Annotated in this window: 16 protein-coding genes; 6 read left to right on the forward strand and 10 right to left on the reverse strand. The window is 59.8% G+C overall.

Annotated elements, in window-relative coordinates; all coding sequences use genetic code 11:
* The first annotated feature begins 32 nt into the window (after positions 1 to 32).
* Positions 33 to 1130 carry a D-alanine--D-alanine ligase gene (gene ddlA, locus CWM57_RS11265; RefSeq protein WP_012542722.1) on the forward strand — a complete coding sequence of 366 codons (1098 nt, stop codon included), beginning with the start codon at positions 33 to 35 and terminating at the stop codon, positions 1128 to 1130.
* Positions 1131 to 1161: 31 nt separating this feature from the next.
* Here the strand turns inward: ddlA and CWM57_RS11270 are convergent, their stop codons facing one another.
* Positions 1162 to 1365 carry a DUF2754 family protein gene (locus CWM57_RS11270; protein ID WP_012968852.1) on the reverse strand — a complete coding sequence of 68 codons (204 nt, stop codon included), beginning with the start codon at positions 1363 to 1365 and terminating at the stop codon, positions 1162 to 1164.
* A gap of 251 nt (positions 1366 to 1616) precedes the next feature.
* Between CWM57_RS11270 and CWM57_RS11275 the strand changes: the two genes are divergently transcribed.
* Entirely contained in the window at positions 1617 to 1919 is a 303-nt protein-coding gene (locus tag CWM57_RS11275) for a YaiY family protein (RefSeq protein ID WP_074386768.1), read from the forward strand.
* On the opposite strand, the gene CWM57_RS11280 is transcribed toward CWM57_RS11275, so the two are convergent.
* The 3 genes from CWM57_RS11280 to CWM57_RS11290 form a co-directional block, all read right to left on the reverse strand.
* A complete protein-coding gene (locus CWM57_RS11280) occupies positions 1916 to 3022 on the reverse strand; it encodes a DUF1615 domain-containing protein (RefSeq protein ID WP_100676214.1) in 1107 nt (368 codons plus the stop codon). The genes CWM57_RS11275 and CWM57_RS11280 overlap by 4 nt on opposite strands.
* Positions 3023 to 3040: 18 nt before the next feature.
* Positions 3041 to 4261 (reverse strand): peptide antibiotic transporter SbmA, encoded by a 1221-nt coding sequence (sbmA, locus tag CWM57_RS11285; RefSeq protein ID WP_061155611.1) that lies wholly within the window; start codon positions 4259 to 4261, stop codon positions 3041 to 3043.
* Positions 4262 to 4378: 117 nt separating this feature from the next.
* Complete coding sequence (locus CWM57_RS11290; protein WP_162493340.1) at positions 4379 to 4891, reverse strand: isochorismatase family protein; 513 nt, start codon at positions 4889 to 4891, stop codon at positions 4379 to 4381.
* Between the two features lie 219 nt (positions 4892 to 5110).
* Between CWM57_RS11290 and ampH the strand changes: the two genes are divergently transcribed.
* The 4 genes from ampH to CWM57_RS11310 all read left to right on the forward strand — a co-directional run bounded on the left by ampH (position 5111) and on the right by CWM57_RS11310 (position 9995).
* On the forward strand, positions 5111 to 6271 hold the full coding sequence (ampH, locus tag CWM57_RS11295; RefSeq protein WP_061155613.1) for a D-alanyl-D-alanine-carboxypeptidase/endopeptidase AmpH: 1161 nt from the start codon (positions 5111 to 5113) through the stop codon (positions 6269 to 6271).
* Positions 6272 to 6376: 105 nt separating this feature from the next.
* Entirely contained in the window at positions 6377 to 7351 is a 975-nt protein-coding gene (hemB, locus tag CWM57_RS11300) for a porphobilinogen synthase (protein WP_002890201.1), read from the forward strand.
* Between the two features lie 255 nt (positions 7352 to 7606).
* Complete coding sequence (locus CWM57_RS11305; protein ID WP_100631416.1) at positions 7607 to 8098, forward strand: REP-associated tyrosine transposase; 492 nt, start codon at positions 7607 to 7609, stop codon at positions 8096 to 8098.
* A gap of 178 nt (positions 8099 to 8276) precedes the next feature.
* A complete protein-coding gene (locus tag CWM57_RS11310; RefSeq protein ID WP_100676215.1) occupies positions 8277 to 9995 on the forward strand; it encodes a lysophospholipid acyltransferase family protein in 1719 nt (572 codons plus the stop codon).
* Between the two features lie 111 nt (positions 9996 to 10106).
* On the opposite strand, the gene tauD is transcribed toward CWM57_RS11310, so the two are convergent.
* The 6 genes from tauD to mmuP form a co-directional block, all read right to left on the reverse strand.
* Positions 10107 to 10958, reverse strand: a complete 852-nt coding sequence (tauD, locus tag CWM57_RS11315; protein ID WP_004144604.1) for a taurine dioxygenase — start codon at positions 10956 to 10958, stop codon at positions 10107 to 10109.
* Positions 10955 to 11782: a taurine ABC transporter permease TauC gene (tauC, locus tag CWM57_RS11320; RefSeq protein ID WP_074386773.1), complete on the reverse strand. Its 828-nt coding sequence runs from the start codon at positions 11780 to 11782 to the stop codon at positions 10955 to 10957. The genes tauD and tauC overlap by 4 nt, the downstream gene beginning before the upstream one ends.
* Positions 11779 to 12546 carry a taurine ABC transporter ATP-binding subunit gene (tauB, locus tag CWM57_RS11325; RefSeq protein WP_023288561.1) on the reverse strand — a complete coding sequence of 256 codons (768 nt, stop codon included), beginning with the start codon at positions 12544 to 12546 and terminating at the stop codon, positions 11779 to 11781. Before tauB ends, tauC begins: the two co-directional genes overlap by 4 nt.
* An 11-nt stretch (positions 12547 to 12557) precedes the next feature.
* The gene (tauA, locus tag CWM57_RS11330) at positions 12558 to 13520 is read right to left on the reverse strand and encodes a taurine ABC transporter substrate-binding protein (RefSeq protein ID WP_008805331.1); all 963 of its coding nucleotides are present in this window, start codon (positions 13518 to 13520) and stop codon (positions 12558 to 12560) included.
* 210 nt (positions 13521 to 13730) lie between these two features.
* On the reverse strand, positions 13731 to 14663 hold the full coding sequence (gene mmuM, locus CWM57_RS11335; RefSeq protein ID WP_100676216.1) for a homocysteine S-methyltransferase: 933 nt from the start codon (positions 14661 to 14663) through the stop codon (positions 13731 to 13733).
* Entirely contained in the window at positions 14650 to 16059 is a 1410-nt protein-coding gene (gene mmuP / locus CWM57_RS11340) for an S-methylmethionine permease (RefSeq protein WP_100631414.1), read from the reverse strand. The genes mmuM and mmuP overlap by 14 nt, the downstream gene beginning before the upstream one ends.
* Between the last annotated feature and the right edge of the window lie 52 nt (positions 16060 to 16111).

Consider the following 16111-nt stretch of genomic DNA (forward strand, 5'->3'; position numbering starts at 1 on the left):
TGCCCTTTGATGTTATCTGGATGGAAGTTGAAATGGCAAAGATGAGGGTTGGGATCGTTTTTGGCGGCAAGTCGGCGGAGCATGAAGTGTCGCTGCAGTCAGCGAAGAATATCGTGGAAGCGATTGATAAATCGCGCTTCGATGTGGTTCTGTTGGGCATTGATAAACAGGGGCTATGGCACATCAACGACGCCGGCAACTACCTGCTCAATGCTCAGGATCCTGCCCGCATTGCCCTGCGCCCTTCCACAGTGACTCTGGCGCAGATCCCAGGCCGCGAAGCACAGCAGCTGATTAACGCCGACAGCGGCCAGCCGCTGGCGGCTATCGATGTGATTTTCCCCATCGTCCACGGCACGCTGGGCGAGGATGGCTCCCTGCAGGGCATGCTGCGCATGGCGAATCTGCCTTTCGTGGGTTCCGATGTGCTGGGCTCCGCGGCCTGTATGGACAAAGACGTGACCAAACGTCTGCTGCGCGATGCCGGGCTCGCTGTCGCCCCGTTTATCACCTTGACCCGCGCCAACCGCGCGCAGTTCAGCTTTGCCGATGTCGAAGCGAAGCTGGGCCTGCCGCTGTTCGTGAAGCCGGCCAATCAGGGCTCATCGGTTGGCGTCAGCAAAGTTAAAAACGAAGAGCAGTACCATCAGGCGGTGGCCCTGGCCTTTGAATTTGACCATAAAGTGGTGGTGGAACAAGGCATTAAAGGGCGGGAAATTGAGTGTGCGGTGCTGGGTAACGACCACCCGCAGGCCAGCACCTGCGGTGAAATTGTCCTCAACAGCGAGTTTTACGCCTACGACACCAAATATATCGATGACCAGGGCGCGCAGGTGGTGGTCCCGGCCGCCATCGCCCCTGAGATCAACGACAAGATCCGCGCTATTGCGGTGCAGGCCTACCAGACCCTGGGCTGCAGCGGCATGGCCCGCGTTGACGTGTTCCTCACCGCCGACAACGAGGTGGTGATCAACGAGATCAACACCCTGCCGGGCTTTACCAACATCAGCATGTATCCGAAGCTGTGGCAGGCCAGCGGCCTCGACTACACCAGCCTGATCACCCGGTTGATTGAGCTGGCGCTGGAGCGCCATGCCGCGGACCGGGCGCTGAAAACCTCCATGAACTAAAACGCGTTTACCGCGCCTGGCAGCAGGGGTCTCAGGCCTCTTCTGCCGGGCGGCGGCGGATCACCAGGCCCGCGGCCCAGAAGCTAATCACCCAGGTCACCAGACCAACGGCGTAAGATTGCCAGCCCTGCGTTTCAAACCCCAGCAGCCCCACCACCCCATTGAGAATAAAAATTAACCCCAGCGCCACCGCGTAGTAGTGCCAGTCGCGGCGAATTTTATCAGTGAGCTTCATGCGGCCTCCAACAGCAAAAAACGCATCTTCGCATAGCCGCCCGCGGCGGTCTGTAGCGCCAGGGAGAATGTTGCTGGATTGCGACGCCGCTCTCCCTTTTGGATCCTGTGGCGCGGTTAACACAACGGCGAAAACAGGATTATTCCTGGACGGCAATTACCAGCAATCTGATACTGACAAAGGCCCCTCACTGCCAGAATACCTGCCATAGAGCTGGAGAAAAAACCAGCAGCGCAGAGGTGGGAGGGCCTATGGCTGAATTCAGTTTTTCAAAATCGCTTTTGGGAAATAAAAAAAGAGGGGCGCTGACCGGCAGCCATATCGCCTACGGGCTGTTCGTCCTGGTCTGCTGCTGGGCCGGCGCGCAGATGCTCAGCATGCTGATCCACGCCCCGGGGGTATTTGAACGCTTGATGCAAACGCAGGACGCCAGCCGTCCGCAAGTCGACATCAGCCTCGCCGTTGGCACTCTCTTTGGACTGATCCCTTTCGCGATCGGCTGCTCGTTCATCGGGCTGCTCGCGCTTATCGTGCGCTGGCGTCAACGCCGTTAACGCCGCGCCATACAGTTTGCCCGCCGCTCATCAACCCGTTTTGCAAACCACGCCGTCGTCAGATTTCGGGTAATTTTCGGACTCTCCAGCTGGATCCCTGGCAACATTTCCCGCGGCAGGGTCTTGCCCGCCTTTTTCTCGGCGAGGCGGAAAACCTGCTGATAAAGGTCGGTCTTCTCAAACGCCAGGCTGTCACCCTTTTTCAGCTGGCGGTGGATCTCGCTGTCGCTCATTCCCAACTGGCCCGCCAGGCGACGCACCGCCAGTTCGGTGCTGCCCGGTTCATCGCTGTCGTATCGGATAAGGTCGCCGTCGAGCGCTAGTTTTACCCCGCTGGCTTTCACCACCGCGTTCTGGAAGGCGGCGTTACGGCTGGCATACCAGCCGGCGTTGAAGTCGGCAAAGCGGTACAGCGGCGCACTGTAACTGGCCGGGTAGTTCAGCAGATGATAGGTGCCAAACCACAGGCCACCGCGCAGGCTGAAGACCTCCTGGCGCACCGTACCGCTCATTTTCCACGGGTAGCCGGAGGTGTGCTGCTCGGCAAAGGCAATGCTGACCTGCATTGGGCCTCCGGTATGCACCGGGTTAAGCGAACCGAACAGCTTCTGCCCCATCGGCACCATCCCGATAAAGTCATCAAAAATGGCGCTCAGCTGCTTTTCCGTCTTCACGTTGTCCAGACGGTCGCTGTAGCTTTTGCCGTTTGGCGAAGTGATCTTCAGCGCGGTATGGACCAGAAACGGCGGAATGTGCATTTTTTCCGCCCGGCGGTCAATTTCCTGCCAGGCGATTTTATTTAGCCCCGGCACCACCGGATCGGACTGATAGTTAGACTCCTGCTGCGCGACCGCCAGCACCGAACAAACGTTCTCTTCCGTCGGCGCCAGCTTCTGGCTGTCAAACGCGGTGGCGATGGCTTGCGCCCAGGCCTCCCGATCCTTGACGCTGGCCGGCATTTTCTGCCGCACCACCGACGCCACGTCAACGGGCTTCTCGCCCTCTTTCAGCGTCGGGGCCTGCTGGCTGGTACAGGCGCTCAGCACCATGGCCGCCAGCAGCGTCAATGAACCGGGAATAATGCGCGATAAACGTGCGGCCATCATGCTTCCTTGTCTTGATTAACGTAATGTCGGGATCGCTTCCTGCAGCGGCTTGCCGTCCAGCTCGCGTTCAAAACTGCGCAGACGTTTGTAGATGGACATCAGTTCCACCAGCGTCGTCCACGAGCTGATCAGGTACTGGAACGAGCCGCGCACCTGGCCGAAAACGTTGGTAATTTGCGTCATCAGCCCGAGGGTAATCGTACCGGCAACGATCGACGGAAACAGCAGGAAAAGGCCGAAAACGTTATCCACCTGCAGGTAGAGAATGCGGGCGATATTGAAATACATATAGTGGAAATAGAGACGGAAATAGTTGCGACGCACCGCGCTGAACAGCTCGCGCACCGTCGGCGGCGTGGCGCGGGTTTCATCGTCCTCACCATAGACCAGCTCTTTACGATAGGCGGCTTCCACGCGCTGGTTTTTAAACTCCAGGCCAGGCAGCTTAATCCCCACTACCGCCAGCATGCCGGTTCCCATCAGCGACCAGACGATAGCGGCAATCACCAGGCCATACGGCAGATGACCGACGATGGGCAGGTCGGGAACGTGTTCGGAGAGTGTCACCAGCACCGGCAGGAAGGCGATCAGGGTCATCACCGCGTTGATAAAGCTCACCCCCATATCTTCCAGGGTGGAAGCAAAGCGCATGGTATCTTCCTGCACACGCTGCGCGGCGCCTTCGATATGGCGCAGATGCTGCCAGTGGGCCATATAGTGTTCGTTCATCGCCGTACGCCAGCGGAAGACATAGTGGCTGACGAAGAAGTTGTTCATCACGCCAATGATCACCGCGATGATCGCGATGCCGAGAAAGATGCCGATCTCCTGATAAAACTGGTTGATGCTGACCTTATGCGGGGTGGCCAGCGCGCTCTGGATCAGGTCGTAGAACGGCGCATACCAGGCGTTGATCGCCACCCCGACTTCCACCAGAAACCAGGTGACGAAGATGATGAGCGACGTGCCGAGAATCGACCAGTACTGCCAGCGGTGCGGGCAGTAGACAAACCAGAACAGTGCAAATACGCCGACGCAAAACAGATAGTAAGCGTAGAACACCAGATAGTTGAGCGACCAGAAGCGCGCCGCGCTGATCGCCACATTTTGCGATGCCCCGGTGACCCGCAGCAGCCAGTCGCCGCCGCCCGCCTGCCAAAAGATCACGGCCAGCAGCGACCAGATAAAGGCAGAAATAAAAAACGGCCCCGGTTTGGGGAAAAAAGATTTAAACATTATTGTCTCCTGCTAACCTCTTATCGTTCTGCTATTGCTGTGTACGACGCATACGTCGGCCGCCGCGTGGATGCGCTCTCGCGGGGCAGACGAATGATAAGACCGGATATCAACAGCTTAGTTCTGCTGCCAGGCGTGCAGAATTGTTTCTGTGGGTTTCACCTGTAAAGGATTGCCAGGAACGGTCAGCGTACGCCACACCTCATTGTAGTGGGCGATAAGCGTCGCGGCCTGCGCGGCGGGGCGGTCGGCGGTGGTGTGGGCATCTTCCGCGATCACAATACCGTACCCGCGGCTGGCGCCGTTTTTAATGGTAGTGTCGAGGCAGTAGTCGGTGGCGCAGCCGCAGATGACGAATTGCTGAATGTCGTGTTCGTCCAGCACCTGCGCCAGCGAGGTGTGATAGAAGGCGTCGCAGGCGGTTTTGGTGACATACAGCGCGCCAGCTGGCTGTTCCAGCTCGGGAAGCAGGGCGAAGCCTTCGCTGCCGGCTTCGAGGCCGCCGGCTTCATCATGCTGAATGAAAATAACCTTGTCCGCCGCGCGCACCAGACGATTAATTTGCGCGACGCAGCGCTCGCGCGCCAGACGCGGCGTGGCGAACACGCCGTTTTGCATATCCACGACCATCACTACCCGTTGAGCCGTCATTGTTCTCTCCCACGAACTTTCAGCCAAACGGTCATCATACGCGGCAGCGGAAAAAGCCGATATCTGAAAGAGTAAAAAAGTCTTTTTTACGCACCGTTACCTTTTTCCTGCAGGAATGTCGTGAATCCCACTTTGTTCTGCGCCACTTCGTAGTATAAATACCCTCTTCTCTTTTATTTATTTAATGGATGATCTCCGTTGAAACGTAGTTTGCTCATTTTTGCTGCGCTGTGCGCGGCGTCGTGGACCTCGGTACAGGCCGCACAGCCCACCGTTGATCCGGTTTTCGCCTCGGATGTGGTCGATCGTTACGCCAATCATATCTACTACGGCAGCGGCGCCACCGGTATGGCGCTGGTGGTTATCGATGGCAATCAGCGCGTTTTTCGCAGCTTTGGCGAAACCCGCCCGGGGAATAATCAGCACCCGCAGCTCGACTCGGTGATCCGTATCGCCTCCCTCAGCAAACTGATGACCAGCGAGATGCTGGTGAAGCTGCTCGATCAGGGGGTGGTGAAACTCAACGATCCGCTAAGCAAATACGCCCCGCCGGGCACCCGGGTGCCTGACTGGCAGGGGACGCCGATCACGCTGGCGAACCTCGCGACCCATACCAGCGCCCTGCCGCGCGAGCAGCCTGGCGGCGCCGCTCATCGCGCGGTGTTTGTCTGGCCGACCCGCCAGCAGCGCTGGAACTGGCTCTCTACCGCGACCCTGAAGACGGCGCCCGGCTCGCAGGCCGCCTACTCCAACCTGGCCTTCGATTTACTGGCGGACGCCCTCTCCAACGCCGCCGGCAAACCTTATCCGCAGCTGTTCGAAGAGCAGATCACCCGGCCACTGGGGATGAAGGACACCACCTTTACCCCGTCACCGGATCAGTGCCAGCGGCTGATGATCCCGGAAAAAGGCGCCAGCCCATGCAACAATACCCTGGCGGCGATCGGTAGCGGCGGAGTCTACTCGACACCAGGCGATATGATGCGCTGGATGCAGCAGTTCCTGTCATCCGATTTCTATACCCGCAGCCAGCAGGCCGACCGGATGCAGACGCTGATTTATCAGCGTAACCAGCTGACCCGGGTGATTGGTATGGACGTGCCGGGCCGCGCCGACGCGCTGGGACTTGGCTGGGTGTATATGAAGCCGAAGAATGGCCATCCGGGGATTATTCAGAAAACCGGCGGCGGCGGTGGGTTTATCACCTATATGGCGATGAATCCGCAGGCTAACGTCGGCGCTTTTGTGGTGGTGACCCGCTCGCCGTTAACCCGCTTCAACAATATGAGCGATGGCATCAACGACCTGGTCAGCGAGTTGAGCGGCGCGCAGCCCAACATGCAGACGGCCAGCCAGTAAGTTCGTGGGGGTTTCGCCGACACGACATAACGATCGTTTTGGCGAAACATCCCCATGCCATTTCAGTTACACTAACGTCTTTCATTTCACAAAATCAGGCAAACCATGACAGATTTAATCACTCGCCCCCGCCGCCTGCGTCAATCCGCTGCGCTGCGCGCCCTGTTTGAAGAGACAACACTGAGTTTGAACGACCTGGTGTTGCCGATCTTTGTTGAAGAAGAAATTGATGATTACAAAGCGATCGAGGCCATGCCCGGCGTGATGCGCATTCCGGAAAAATATCTGGCGCGTGAAATCGAACGCATCGCCAACGCCGGTATTCGCTCGGTGATGACCTTTGGCATTTCTCATCACACCGATGCCACCGGCAGCGATACCTGGAATGAAAATGGTCTGGTGGCGCGTATGTCGCGGATCTGCAAGTCCACGGTGCCGGAGATGATCGTCATGTCCGATACCTGCTTCTGCGAATACACCTCCCACGGCCACTGTGGCGTGCTGTGCGACCACGGGGTGGATAACGACGCGACCCTGGAAAACCTCGGCAAGCAGGCTGTTGTCGCCGCCGCCGCGGGGGCGGACTTCATCGCCCCTTCCGCCGCGATGGACGGTCAGGTACAGGCGATTCGCCGCTCGCTGGATGCCGCCGGTTTCACTAATACGGCGATTATGTCCTACTCCACCAAGTTCGCTTCTTCCTTCTACGGCCCGTTCCGCGAAGCGGCCGGTACCGCGCTGAAAGGCGATCGTAAAACCTATCAGATGAGCCCGATGAACCGCCGGGAAGCCATTCGCGAGTCCCTGCTCGATGAAGCCCAGGGCGCCGACTGCCTGATGGTGAAACCGGCTGGCGCCTATCTGGATATTCTGCGCGATATCCGTGAACGCAGCGATCTGCCGCTCGGCGCCTATCAGGTCAGCGGGGAGTACGCGATGATCAAATTCGCCGCCCAGGCGGGCGCTATCGATGAAGAGAAAGTGGTTCTGGAAAGCCTCGGCGCTATCAAACGTGCAGGCGCCGACCTGATCTTCAGCTATTTCGCCCTCGATCTGGCCGAGAAAAAAATCCTCCGTTAAACCCGCCCCTCCCCGGTGGCGCTTCGCTTACCGGGGCTACCAAACCTCATCCCCGGTGCGCTGCATTTATCGCGACCACCACACCGTAGCCCGGATAAGGCGCTTGCGCCGCTATCCGGGGACAGGCGCTAACCAATATCTGTAGCTAAAATTTTGCGCGCCGCTTTCCATCTTCTGCGCCTTCTCCTTGGCGTACCGGATTTCGCCTTCTACCGTGTTAAACCACATCATAAATACCGAATTCCAGGAGATCCTGTGGTGGCTTATCGACGTTATTACATTAAGGGGGGAACCTGGTTCTTCACCGTTAATCTTAAAGACCGTAGAAGCATGCACCTAACTGAAAACATAGAATTATTGCGCTACTCTGTCGCCGTTGTTAAACAACATCGACCCTTTACTATTGATGCCTGGGTGGTGTTGCCTGAACATCTCCATTGCATCTGGACACTACCTCATCATGATGACGATTTTTCTTCACGCTGGAGAGATATCAAAGGCTGTTTTACCAGAACGTTAAAACGGCAACGCCTCTGGCAACCGCGCTTCTGGGAGCATGCCATACGCGATGAAGATGATTACCGCCGACATGTTGATTACATCCATATCAATCCACTTAAGCATGGCTGGGTCACCCGAGTGATCGATTGGCCATTTTCAACCTTTCATCGCGATGTCCAGCGCGGGCTATATCCCCCAAATTGGGCTGGCGATAGCTTTGATCTTATCTGTGGTGAACGCCGATAGCCTCTCCCCGGTGGCGCTGACGCTTACCGGGGCTACAAATCGGCGCCAACCGTAGCCCGGATGAGGCGTTAGCCGCTATCCGGGAAACCTCCCCCGCTGCGACCGAAACTTCACTCAACTGTAATCTGAACGACATCTCCACCTTCTACTGTCTGGGCAGGACGGAGGAGGAGCCACTATGTTTAGTCTCGACAACGTACTCGATGACCTGTGGCCTCAGGCGAGGCCCGCCCCCTGGCAAAAGAAACTGTTAAAAAAGCTGTTTCATGAGGAAGAGTTTCAACAATTTGCCGATCGTCATCGCCACCTGAAGGGGCTTGATACGGTCGAACAGGTACTGGAATACCTCAATATCCGTTGTGCCATCCCGGCGCACGATCTCGAACAAATCCCCGAAGATGGCCCGCTGGTCATTATCGCCAACCACCCCACCGGCACCCTCGACGGCCTGGCGCTCCTGTATGCGGTATCCCGCGTGCGCCGCGACGTCAAAGTGGTCACCAACCGCATGCTCACCCACCTTGAGCCCCTGAGCTCGCTGTTTATCCCGGTGGATAACATTCATGGCCGCACCGCTAAAGCGGCGCTGCAGCAGATGGATCACCAGCTGCAGGCCGGCGGGGTGCTGATCTTCTTCCCGGCGGGGGAAGTCTCCCGTCTGACCCGCCGCGGTATCCGCGATAGAAAATGGCACTCCGGTTTTATTAAGCTGGCGGCAAAATATCGCGCCCCGCTGCTGCCTGCATGGATTAACGCCCACAACAGCGCCCTGTTTTATGCCAGCACGCTGATATCAGACAACCTGCCGCTGCTCCTGCTGATGCAGCAGATGTTTCGCCGGCGCAACAGCAGCCTGCCGGTGCGCATCGGCCAGCAGATCCCCTGGTCGAACTGGTTCGATGCGCAGTCCAGCGCTCGCGATCTTACCGGCCGCTGCTATCAGCATCTTGAACAGCTGCGCAAAGGGCTGCCGGGGCAGTTCAAAACCGCAAGCGCCATCGCCCGCCCGGAAGATCGGGCGCGGCTCAAACGTGAGCTGAACAAGGCCGAATGCCTGGGCCGTACCGCCGACGGCAAAATGATTTACCTCTGGCAGCGCAACGGCCAGGAGGAAGCGCCGCTGCTGCGCGAGCTGGGACGTCTGCGGGAAATCGCCTTCCGCGCGGTCGGGGAAGGCAGCGGCAAACGGCGGGATATCGACGGGTATGACGATGACTATCTGCATCTGATCCTGTGGGATGAAGACGATCTGGAAATCGTCGGCGCTTACCGCTTTATGCCGACGGCCATCCAGCTGGCAAAGCGCGGCCTGGAAGGGATCTACAGTTACAGCCTGTTCCATTACGACGGGCGGATGGACGATGTCCTGCAGCAGGGCATTGAGCTGGGGCGCAGCTTTATCCAGCCGCGCTACTGGGGGCGTCGCGGGCTGGATTATCTGTGGTCCGGCATCGGCGCTTATCTGGCGCGCTATCCGCACTATCGCTATCTGTTTGGTCCGGTGTCGATTTCTGGCGGGTTGCCGCCCGCCGCCCGCGATCTGCTGGTGGCGTTCTACCGGCTGTGGTTCCCGGCAACGCATCCGCTGGCGGAGTCGCGTCGACCTTATCCGGCATCGCTGCCCGACGTGCTGGCGCAGTTTGGCGGGCAGGATTACAACGACGACCTGGCCCGGCTGAAGTCCCTGCTCGGCAATCTCGGCTGCGCGATCCCACCGCTGTATAAGCAGTACTCGGAAGTGTGCGAGCCGGGCGGCGTGCAGTTTATCGATTTCGGCAGCGACCCGGATTTCAATAACTGCGTGGATGGTCTGGTGCTGGTGGATCTCACCTACCTGAAGGCCAATCGCTATCAGCGCTATATTGGCGCGCATCTGGGTGCGCAAAAATCGGCATAAACGCTTTTCCCGGCTTGCGGCGCGTTGCGCCTTAGCCGGGCTACGGTTCACCGTTTCCGGCGGATCGGTAGCCCGAAAAAGGGCGGCTGATGCCTTAACCGGCTACAAGCATTACCCCGCCCGGTAATACGGCTTATCGCCGAGGATCGTCGCCCGGTGCATGATCCGCCGCTGTGGCAGATAGTCGGCGTTGGCGTAATGCTGGGTCACCCGGTTATCCCAGATAGCGACATCGTTCGGCTGCCAGCGCCAGCGCACCTGAAACTCCGGTTTAGTCACATGGGCAAACAGGAAATTCAGCAGCGCCGCGCTCTCTTTCTCGCTTACCTCGACAATTCGCGTGGTAAACCCTTCATTAACGAACAGCGCCTGCTTGCCGGTCACCGGGTGGGTACGCACTACCGGATGCAGCAGCGGCGGATGCTTCGCCACCGCTTCCTGCCAGCGCCGATGCTCGGCTTCGGTCTTGTTGTACTTATACTCCTGGAACGATTTGCGGAAATCGTGTTCGGCATGCAGGCCGCTCAGCAGCTGCCGGAAAGGTTCTGACAGCGCTTCCCAGGCGGCGATGCCGCTGGTCCACAGGGTGTCTCCGCCGGTTGTCGGCAGCTCTTTCGCCGCCAGAATGGCGCCAGCGGGCGGCGTATCGATAAAGGTGACATCGGTATGCCAGTTGTCATTGTCCGGGGGATTATCGTTGTGGGTATCGAGGACGATAATCTCTTCCACGCCAGGGGCGTGAGGGTAGACCGGATGGATATGCAGGTCGCCAAACCGCAGCGCCAGGTCGCGCTGTTGCGCCGGGGTGATATTCTGCTCGCGCAGGAACACCACCTGATGACGCAGTACCGCGTGATACAGCTGTTCAAACTGGTTGTCGCTCAGCGGACGGGTTAAATCCGCCCCGGTCACCTGCGCGCCAATATACGGCCCCAGCGGGGTAATGCTCAGACGTTCACTCATTGTACTTCTCCATGCCAGGGCGTCAGGCGCCGCTGCAGCGCGCGCAGACCCAGTTCCAGTAAAAAGGCGATAATGGCAATCACCGCGATCCCCGCCAGCACCACATCGGTCGCGAGAAACTCGCCAGCAGACTGCACCATAAACCCTAACCCGCGAGTGGCGGCGATCAGCTCAGCGGCCACCAGCGTTGACCAACCCACCCCGAGACCAATGCGCAGCCCGGTGAGGATCTCCGGCAGCGCGCCGGGGAGGATCACCAGCCACAGCACCTGCGCCCGGCTGGCGCCCAGCGAACGGGCGGCGCGAATGCGCACCTGCTGCGCGCTTTTTACCCCTGCCAGCGCCGACATCGCTACCGGGGCGAAAATCGCCAGGTAGATCAGCAGGATCTTCGAGGTTTCACCGATGCCAAACCAGATCACCATCAGCGGTAGGTAGGCCAACGGCGGCACCGGACGATAGAGTTCGATCAGCGGATCGAGGATCCCACGCACCGTCGGGTTGAGCCCCATGGCGATCCCCACTGGGACGCCAATAAGCACTGCCGCCAGCAGGGCGATGACGATCCGCGTCAGGCTCGCCGCCAGATGCTGCCAGAGCGTCGCATCCATAAAACCCTGCGGCCCGGCGATAGTGATAAGCTTCTGCAGCACCTGGCCCGGCGGCGGCAGAAACAGCGGGCTAATCAGCTGCAGCGCCGCGACCGCCCACCAGACGGCCAGCAGCACCGCCAGGGTCGCCACGCTGAGGGTGAGCTGACGGGAGAGCGGCCAGCGCCACTTCAGCGTCGACTGACGCGGTTTGTCGTTCAGTAGCACGCTCATGAGAAAGCCTCCCGTTGGTCAAACACCCGGCTCAGAATGTATTCCCGCTGTTCAATAAAGCGCGGGTCGGATTTGATGCTGCGGCAGGGTTCTCCCGCGACAAAACGACGGCTGAAATCAAGCGGCAGCCGCTCCACCACCCGACCCGGCCCCGGCGACAGCAGCACCAGCTCGGTCGCCATGAAAATGGCTTCTTCAATGTCATGGGTGATCAGCAGCACCTGTTTGCCGGTCTCATGCCAGAGCGTCAACAACAGCGTTTGCATCTGCTCGCGGGTAAAGGCGTCAAGCGCGCCGAAGGGCTCATCCAGCAGCAACAGCTGCGGATTCGCCGCCAGCGCCCGGGCGATACCCACCCGCTGGCGTTGACCGCCGGACAGCTGCCAGATAAAGCGCTTTTCCGCCCCTTCGAGGCCGACCTTCTTCAGCATCTGCGCCGCCGCTTGCCGGCGCTGCGCTTTATCCACGCCCGCCAGCTGGAGGCCCAGCGCCACGTTATCCTGCACATTGCGCCACGGCAGCAGGCCTTCATTCTGGAAGACCACGCCGCGCTCTGCGCCCGGCCCGGTCACCCGCTGACCTTCGAGGGTGATGCTGCCGTGCTGATAGGGCACGAATCCGGCAATCAGGTTCAGCAGGGTAGTTTTACCGCAGCCCGAGGGCCCCAGCACCACCAACAGCTCCCCACTCTCCAGCGTCAGGTTGATATCCGCCAGCGCCGGTTTACCGCCGTAGTCGGCGGAAAGATGCGAGATTTGCAGCATCGCCGCCTCCTTTACTTCACGAAACGGTCAGTGACGTACTGACGATAATCGGTTCCCGCCGCAGGCACTTTGCCCTGCTCTTTCAGGAAGCGCGCGGTATCGACGATGGCCTGATTGACCGGGCCGTTCAATGCCTGCGCCTGCTCAGCGGCGGTCAGATAGGTGTTCCCCTTCACCAGCCCCGGAACATCGGCTTCCGGCACGCCGCTCAGGCGCGCCAGCTTGCTGATGTTGTCCGGCTGTTTCAGCCATGTTTCCGGGTTGGCGATGTAGGGCTGCTGGGCGTCGATGGCGCTTTTAGCAAAGGCTTTGACGATCTCCGGATGCTGCTCGGCGAAGTCCTTACGGACCACCCAGACGTCGAGGGTTGGCGCGCCCCACTCCCCAACCTGCGCGGAATCGGTCAGCACCTTGCCCTCTTTTTCCAGTTCGTTAACCGCTGGCGCCCAGACGTAAGCGCCATCGATATCCCCGCGCTGCCAGGCGGCGATAATCGCTGGCGGCTGCAGGTTAATAATCTGCACCTGTCCCGGCTTGATGCCCCAGTGTTTGAGCGCCGACAGCAGGCTGTAGTGGGTGGTGGAGATAAACGGCACGGCAATGCGCTTGCCGATCAGATCTTCCGGTTTAGTGATGCTCTTTTTCACCACCAGCGCTTCGGAGTTGCCGAGCTTTGAGGCGAGCAGGAACACTTCGATCGGCACCTGCTGACTGGCGGCCACCGCCAGCGGGCTGGAGCCGATATTGCCGATCTGCACATCGCCGGAGGCCAGGGCGCGCACCACGCTGGCGCCGCTGTCAAATTTCCGCCAGTCGACGGTCGCGCCGCTGGTTTTGGCGAAGGTATTGTCCGCCTGGGCGACTTTCGCCGGCTCAGCGGAGGTTTGATACGCCACGGTCACGTTGACCGCCTGCGCCTGGAAGGCGGCGACGGCCAGCGCCGCCAGAAGAGTAATTCGCGATGTGAATGCCATAGTGTCTGCTTCCCCTGAGTTGTTATAGGTGCAGTATTTCCGGCATCAGGATGCAGATGAAGTAATTAAAAATTCTGGCTAATAGCGAATCGTTTTTAGAACAAAAGCGGGAAAGGATAGTTGGTTTTGTGCGGTGGGTTGGCGCCGCGTGCCGGCGACGGATCGCGCAATGTGTAGGCCGGGTAAGCGCAGCGCCACCCGGCACAAAACTCAGCGCTTCGCGTTAAGCGCGGCGATATCCTTCGGCGTGGTGCGGCAGCAGCCGCCAATCAGCTTCGCCCCGGCCGCCAGCCACTGCGGCAGATAATCCGCCAGGGTGGCGCAGGCTTCGCCATGATGGTGCCAGGTCTTGCTCACCGCATCATAATGTTCGCCGGAGTTAGGATAGACCACCAGCGGCAAGGCCGTCAGGCTGTGCAGATGCGCCAGCGCCGCGGGCGTATTTTCCAGGGCGATACAGTTGATGCCCACCGCCACCACCTGCGGGTTATTCGCCAGGGCAGTCATCACCTCGCGCAGCGGCGTGCCATCGCTGAGATGTTCGGCGTCGCGCAGCGTGAAAGAGTACCAGGCGCGGGCGCGGGGATAGTCTTGCAGCAGGGCCGTCAGCGCCTGGATCTCAGCGAAGGACGGCAGGGTTTCACAGGCCAGCAGGTCGGCGCCCGCATCCAGAAGGGCTTCGACGCGCGGGCGGTGGAAATCCTGGAACTCTGCCGCGCTGCGCTGATAATCACCGCGATACTCCGAGCCGTCGGCGAGAAACGCGCCATACGGCCCTACCGAACCGGCCACCAGCAGCGTGCCAGCCTGCGGGTTCTCGGCGAGGTACGCCTCGCGCGCTTTGCGCGCCAGTTCGACGCTTTTGCCGATCAGCGCCCGGGACTGCGCATCATCCAGCCCGCGTGCGGCAAAGCCGGCGGGAGTGGCCTGATAGCTGGCGGTGATCGCCACCTGCGCGCCGGCGCGAAAGTAGTCGAGATGCACATCGCGGATCAGCTGCGGGTTCTCCAGCAGCACTTTCGCCGACCACAGGCTGTCGGCCAGATCGCAACCGCGCGCCTCCAGCTCGGTGGCCATAGCGCCGTCCAGCAGGACATAAGGCTGGGCGGCCAGAAGGGCAGTGAACGGATTAGTCTGCGACATGTTGGGACTCCTGAGTCATATTCCGTGAACGAGTGAGATACCAGGCACCATAGCACAGGGCCACAAAGGGGATCCCGCACCACAGCGCAATTCTCTGGCTCGGGTCAAAGGCGAGGCCCACGCAGGCCACCAGGCACAGCACAAAGCCCAGAACGGGCACCACCGGATACCAGGGAGCGCGATACTGCAGATCGCCCAGGGCCTTACCCTGCTGCAGATGGCGGCGGCGGAACATAAAGTGTGAGGCGCAGATGCTCAACCACACCGCCACCACCGCAAAGCCGGAGATCGCCGACAGCGCCACAAACACCGTATCGGGCGCCACCACGCTGGAGAACAACGCCAGCACGCCACCCAGCATACTCACCGACAGCGCGGTCACCGGCACGCCCCGTTTATTGACTGTGGCAAAGCAGGCCGGCAGCGTCTTCTCGTTCGACAGCGACCACAGCATCCGTCCGGAAGCGTACAGGCCGGAGTTAGCCGCCGACAGGATCGCCGTCAGGATCACGAAGTTGAAAATGTCCGCCGCGTAAGGGATGCCCACCTTTTCAAACACCAGCACGAAGGGGCTTTTCTCCACCCCCGCCTGCTGCATTGGGATCAGCGCCGCCAGCACAAACACGGTGCCGATAAAGAAAATAATCAGCCGGGCGATGGTGGTGCGGATGGCGACCGGAATGACCTTGTGCGGGTTTTCCGTCTCTCCGGCGGCAATGCCGATAAGCTCCGTTCCGGAGAAGGCGAAGTTCACCGCCACCATGGTCATCAGGATCGGCAGGCCGCCGTGCGGGAACCAGCCTTCGGCGGTGATATTATGCAGGCCCGGCGCCGGGGAGCCATCCTGCATCGGAATGAAGCCGAAAATGGCCGCGCCGCCGAGAATAATAAACGCGATGATGGTGATCACTTTCACCAGTGAGAACCAGAACTCGCCTTCGGCGAAGAAGCGCGTAGAAATGATATTAAGGCCGAAGATCACTGCGCAGAATACCACGCACCAGATCCAGACCGGCACCTGCGGGAACCAGTACTGCATGCAGAAGCCCGCCGCGGTGAAGCTCGACCCCAGCGCCACCGTCCACGTCAGCCAGTAGAGCCACGCCACGGTATAGCCCGTCGCCGGGCCAAGATAGCGCGCCGCGTACACGTGGAAGGCGCCGGTCTCCGGCATCGCCACCGACAGTTCACCGAGACACTGCATCACCAGCCAAACCACCAGGGCGCCAATCAGGTACGCCAGCAGCGTCCCAGCCGCGCCGGTGGTAGAAATGATATAGCCGGTATTAAAGAATAAGCCGGTGCCAATCACGCCGCCGAGCGACAGCATGATCAGATGGCGCGTTTTCATGGTGCGCTTCAGTTGCCCACCTTGTTGTTGTGTTGTGCTTTGCATTTTATTTTCTCACGCCAGCCCGCTTGCCCGGGTCATGATGCGTATAAACGTA

The organism is Klebsiella sp. G-Nf4, assembly GCF_002810615.1.
In the GTDB taxonomy this organism is placed as follows: Bacteria; Pseudomonadota; Gammaproteobacteria; order Enterobacterales; family Enterobacteriaceae; genus Klebsiella; species Klebsiella variicola.